This window comes from Bdellovibrionales bacterium (assembly GCA_019750295.1).
Taxonomy (GTDB): Bacteria; Bdellovibrionota; Bdellovibrionia; order Bdellovibrionales; family JAGQZY01; genus JAIEOS01.
On sequence record JAIEOS010000111.1, the window covers coordinates 1 to 4,145 of the forward strand.

The following is a 4,145-nucleotide window of genomic DNA, read 5'->3' on the forward strand; positions in this document are numbered from 1 at the left end:
CAAAATAAAATACTCGAAGGAAAAGCGTTCGCCATCCTTGCCATGGATGGGTTCGAAGAATCAGAACTTCTCAAACCTCGAGAAGCTCTGGAAACATGTGGAGCCGATGTCGACATTGTGTCGGTGAAAGATGGCACCCTTAAAGCATGGACAAAAGATCAATGGGGAGAAAATGTAGATGTAGATCAAGTTCTCTCGGAGATTTCCGTCGGTGATTACGATGGATTAGTTCTGCCCGGCGGTGTGATCAATGCGGACACTCTTCGCACTCATAAAGATGCAGTTCAATTTGTCTGTGGATTCATTAAAGAAGGTAAACCGATCGCGGCCATCTGCCATGCGGCGTGGACACTGATAGAAACTGGTTATGTCAAAGGCCATCGAATGACATCTTGGCCGTCTCTGCGTACGGATTTAGAAAACGCGGGAGCACACTGGGTCGATCAGGAGGTCGTGGTGGATCAAGGTTGGGTGACAAGTCGTAAACCCGCGGATATCCCGGCATTCAATGCGAAAATGATCGAGGTCTTTAAAGAAGGCACATACGAAGATTTCACAAAGACCCATCGAGAAGCTTCACAATCGGATTCTCATCGACCCGTTTGCTAAATTAGCGTTGCGGTAATCGACGAAGAACCTCGTGATACTTCAGTAGCAGAGCTTCTTTGTCGCTAATAATTTTTTGCATGGACGTCAGGCGGTTTTCGAAATTTCTGATAACCACGTTCTGTCTCTCAATCAAGCTCTCCACCTTGGCGTCCTCAAGATTCTGATTATTCAATTTTTCACGAAGAGTTTTGATCCGCTCTTCGCCGTCACGGCCTTGCTGATGCATGGCCTTTTCTATGCGGGAAAGGGCTTGTGAGACTCGATCAAAGCGCTGATCGACCGAACGAACGAAATCCGTCATTTGATTTTTAAAAACTTCGATCTGATTTTCGTAAGACCGCTGCCGCCCTTTGATCTCTTTCATTTCTTCGGTGAGTTTTTGCGCCTCCAATCGGGCCGCTTGAACGGTCAAAGACATTGCGGAGTTGGGCAGAACTGCACCGTTTTGCGGAGTGGTTGGAGCCGAGTAAGACTCCACCGGAGGAGAAAATGTCGGCGGTGGTTGAGAAACCTGGACCTTTTCGGAGACCGAGTTCCGGGATCTTTCTTCAAATAAACCAGGGCTTAGACGTTTTTGCACTTTTTTACCTCAAATCCGCGAGATTTAACTGGACGAAGATGTCCTCATTTCCTAACCTAAAGTCGGATGGATACCGTTCTTCAGATTGCCAGACATGTTTTGCAGTTTCAACCGAATAAAGACGCAGCTCGTTTGTGTTTTTACCATTTTCTCGTTCACCATTGTGAACCCAATCAAAAAATTGATGCAAAATTAATCGATCGATTTAATCGATTTGCTCTAGGCTTTGAACATTGGAGAACAAACAGGCAGCAACTGGTTCAAGAGGTGCAATATTTTTTGCATCACTTTGCCGAAACCTATCAGGTCAATCTGGGATTTAAAAATTTAGTGATGCCGGATCGTTGGCAAGTCCTGGCCATTGATAATCCCATCGACACGCTTAAAGTCCTCGAAAACTATTATGGTCATGGCAACAACGTTCGCATTTTACCTGCTGGCGATAAATCTTTTGTGGTTTTGCAAACCGACGAACAAAAAAACTTACATGTTTCGTCGCTCAACAACTGGATGATTTTAAATCAGCACGGAATTTTAGAACCGCTGAACCCTTACGTGACGATTCATTATGATTCTCAATTAAATCTTCAAGCGCAAACCATCCAGAATGTCGAAGTGGCTCCTAACTCGGTCGCCCGCTTCGCCATTTTGGGCGAAGGCATGCACGGTCACCAAGTTCGGGGTTACACCTTTCAAAAGACCGAAGAGTTCCGTGGTGGACCGGTCTCGGCCTACGCCAAAGTGTATTACGCGATCAAACGCCTCGAGCAACACTACATCGACCGTCGTTCAGACCCCATGTATGTAGAGCTTACACAGATCCTGGAAAAAGCCATTGAACTCGTCAATATGAGACATCCAGAGGCCATTTCCTTTGGGGAAGCGGCTTTGGAGCGCGGAGAACTGGCGAAAGATGCCATCTTTCCCGACGATAATATGATTCGCCTTTTGACACAGACGCTCAAATCCTCTATTCAATCAGCTAAGAACGTCATTCCCCGCACACTCGATGCGGCGAAAGAGGTTGCTTCGGAAAGAGTAAGAGAGCTGTCATGGACCAAAAACCCACCGATCATAGAATAAGACTGAACAAATATTTGGCCGACTGCGGAGTCGCCAGTCGCCGCAAGGCCGATGAGATTATTGAAGCCGGTGCCGTGACTGTGAACGGTCGGAAGGTTTTCGAATTAGGGATTCGTATTGATCCAAAAACCGACAAAGTTATTTGTAATGGTAAACCGGTCACCTCCCCTCACCGCATGGTTTACTACGCGTTTAATAAACCCAAAAACGTAGTGACCTCAAATTCAGATCCCCAGGGTCGTCCCACGGTCCTTGATTTCTTCCCTAAAGAAAAGCTTCGCATCTTTCCGGTGGGTCGACTGGATTGGGATAGCGAGGGATTATTATTAATGACGAATGACGGTGATTTCGCCAACGAAGTCATGAATCCTAAATCTAAAATCACTAAGACCTACCATGTGAAGTTAAATTCCATCCCGACCGATGCGCAGTTAGAAAAACTCACCCGTGGAGTTTCGATCGAAGGTGCTGGTAAAGTGTCGGCCGTTGCGGTTCGTCGTTTGACCGAAAAAACCACGGAAACCAAAGGATGGATCGAGATTGTGATTACCGAAGGTAAAAACCGCCAAGTGCGCAAGATGTTCGAAAAAATCGGTCACGATGTGACTAAATTGCGTCGTGTGGCCATTGGTGAATTACGTATCGGAACTTTGCAAGGGGGAGCGATAAAAGTTCTCGGTGCGGAAGATCTCATCAAAATTTTTAAAATTCACAAGGCCGATCTGAAGGACACCAAAAAGGTTCGTCAAAAACCAAAATCGAAAGAATCGAAAAAAGTTTCCGCTTACAAGCAAGCCGCAAAAAAATCTTAGCTGCAGGTCCGCATTCGGCTTTGATCTATTCGTAGAGAATCGTCCCTCTTTGGGAATTCTCAATCGATTCGAAAAGACTGGGTCCCAAGGAACTCGACACGAATTTAATAAAGCTGGGGACATCGTTCTCGGAGATGCTTAAGTTATACGGCTGCCCCCCACTTAAAGTGCTGTAGTAATTGACGGACTGAGAAAACAGGTTCGAACCCTCGACAATCACATGAGTCGGCAAATTTCCATCGAATGAACTTTGCAAAATCGTCACGTTGGCGCGCGTGGCGATAAGGCCACCTTGAGAGCGAGAATTCGATCCATTCCATCGAATGTTAGAGTTTTCGATCTGGATACGATTCGGAGTGATCTCCGCGCTTTCTAGATAGGAATGAATAAAAATTCCGTACATTGAATTTCTTTCCGTCGACACGCCTTTCAGTAGTACTTGATCGGCACCCTGTAACCATATACCTACGAGGTTCTCAGTAAATTCGCCTCCGACCACTTTAATTCCGTAATTGAGCTTAGTCGGATCAGCACCATAGCTCGGCAGCGGCGGTCGGAACTGTACGCCCTGCCCTCCTTGGGGATGAGCAAACCCTTTGGCAACGCTATCGATGAGGGTGGTATAAGTGTCTTGAACTTCTCCATCATTACCTGCCAAAGCAAAGCCATGCCCTTGGATGGGATTATCCCCGTACACTCGGCATCGAATATAGGAAACATTCGTGCCTGAGATGTGGCCGAAACCGGTCGCGGTGGGCGAGTAGATATCAATGTCCTCCAACGTGACGTTAACTGGTCGGCGCATCGAAAAAACGTAGTTCCCAAGATTATTCGCTTTTATGCGCAATTTACGAACGTTGATCGAAGACTGGGTGTCTATAAAAAAACATTCCCCATAGGCTTCTCAATAGAGATCAGAGGGAAAACATTATTTTTGTCGGGAATCCCCTCTATTGATACATTTGTCTTAAGGTAAACGCGTTCGCTGTCGCCCGCTGAGAAAACAAAATTATTACCGCTCTCAGAGCGTAAATAAACGATGCCCCCACCATTTTTAGAAA

Annotated in this window: 6 protein-coding genes; 3 read left to right on the plus strand and 3 right to left on the minus strand. The window is 46.2% G+C overall.

Going from position 1 to position 4,145, the window contains the following annotated elements; all coding sequences use genetic code 11:
- Positions 1-42: 42 nt before the first annotated feature.
- Positions 43-609, plus strand: a complete 567-nt coding sequence (locus K2Q26_14170; protein MBY0316666.1) for a type 1 glutamine amidotransferase — start codon at positions 43-45, stop codon at positions 607-609.
- A gap of 1 nt (position 610) precedes the next feature.
- Here the strand turns inward: K2Q26_14170 and K2Q26_14175 are convergent, their stop codons facing one another.
- Positions 611-1,189: a hypothetical protein gene (locus K2Q26_14175; protein ID MBY0316667.1), complete on the minus strand. Its 579-nt coding sequence runs from the start codon at positions 1,187-1,189 to the stop codon at positions 611-613.
- A 66-nt stretch (positions 1,190-1,255) separates the two neighbouring features.
- Between K2Q26_14175 and K2Q26_14180 the strand changes: the two genes are divergently transcribed.
- Positions 1,256-2,272 carry a hypothetical protein gene (locus K2Q26_14180; GenBank protein MBY0316668.1) on the plus strand — a complete coding sequence of 339 codons (1,017 nt, stop codon included), beginning with the start codon at positions 1,256-1,258 and terminating at the stop codon, positions 2,270-2,272.
- Complete coding sequence (locus K2Q26_14185) at positions 2,242-3,084, plus strand: rRNA pseudouridine synthase (protein ID MBY0316669.1); 843 nt, start codon at positions 2,242-2,244, stop codon at positions 3,082-3,084. Before K2Q26_14180 ends, K2Q26_14185 begins: the two co-directional genes overlap by 31 nt.
- A gap of 25 nt (positions 3,085-3,109) precedes the next feature.
- Here the strand turns inward: K2Q26_14185 and K2Q26_14190 are convergent, their stop codons facing one another.
- Complete coding sequence (locus K2Q26_14190; GenBank protein MBY0316670.1) at positions 3,110-3,889, minus strand: hypothetical protein; 780 nt, start codon at positions 3,887-3,889, stop codon at positions 3,110-3,112.
- A 71-nt stretch (positions 3,890-3,960) separates the two neighbouring features.
- Positions 3,961-4,145, minus strand: a 185-nt coding sequence (locus K2Q26_14195; GenBank protein ID MBY0316671.1) for a hypothetical protein, incomplete at its 5' end; no start/stop codon positions are given.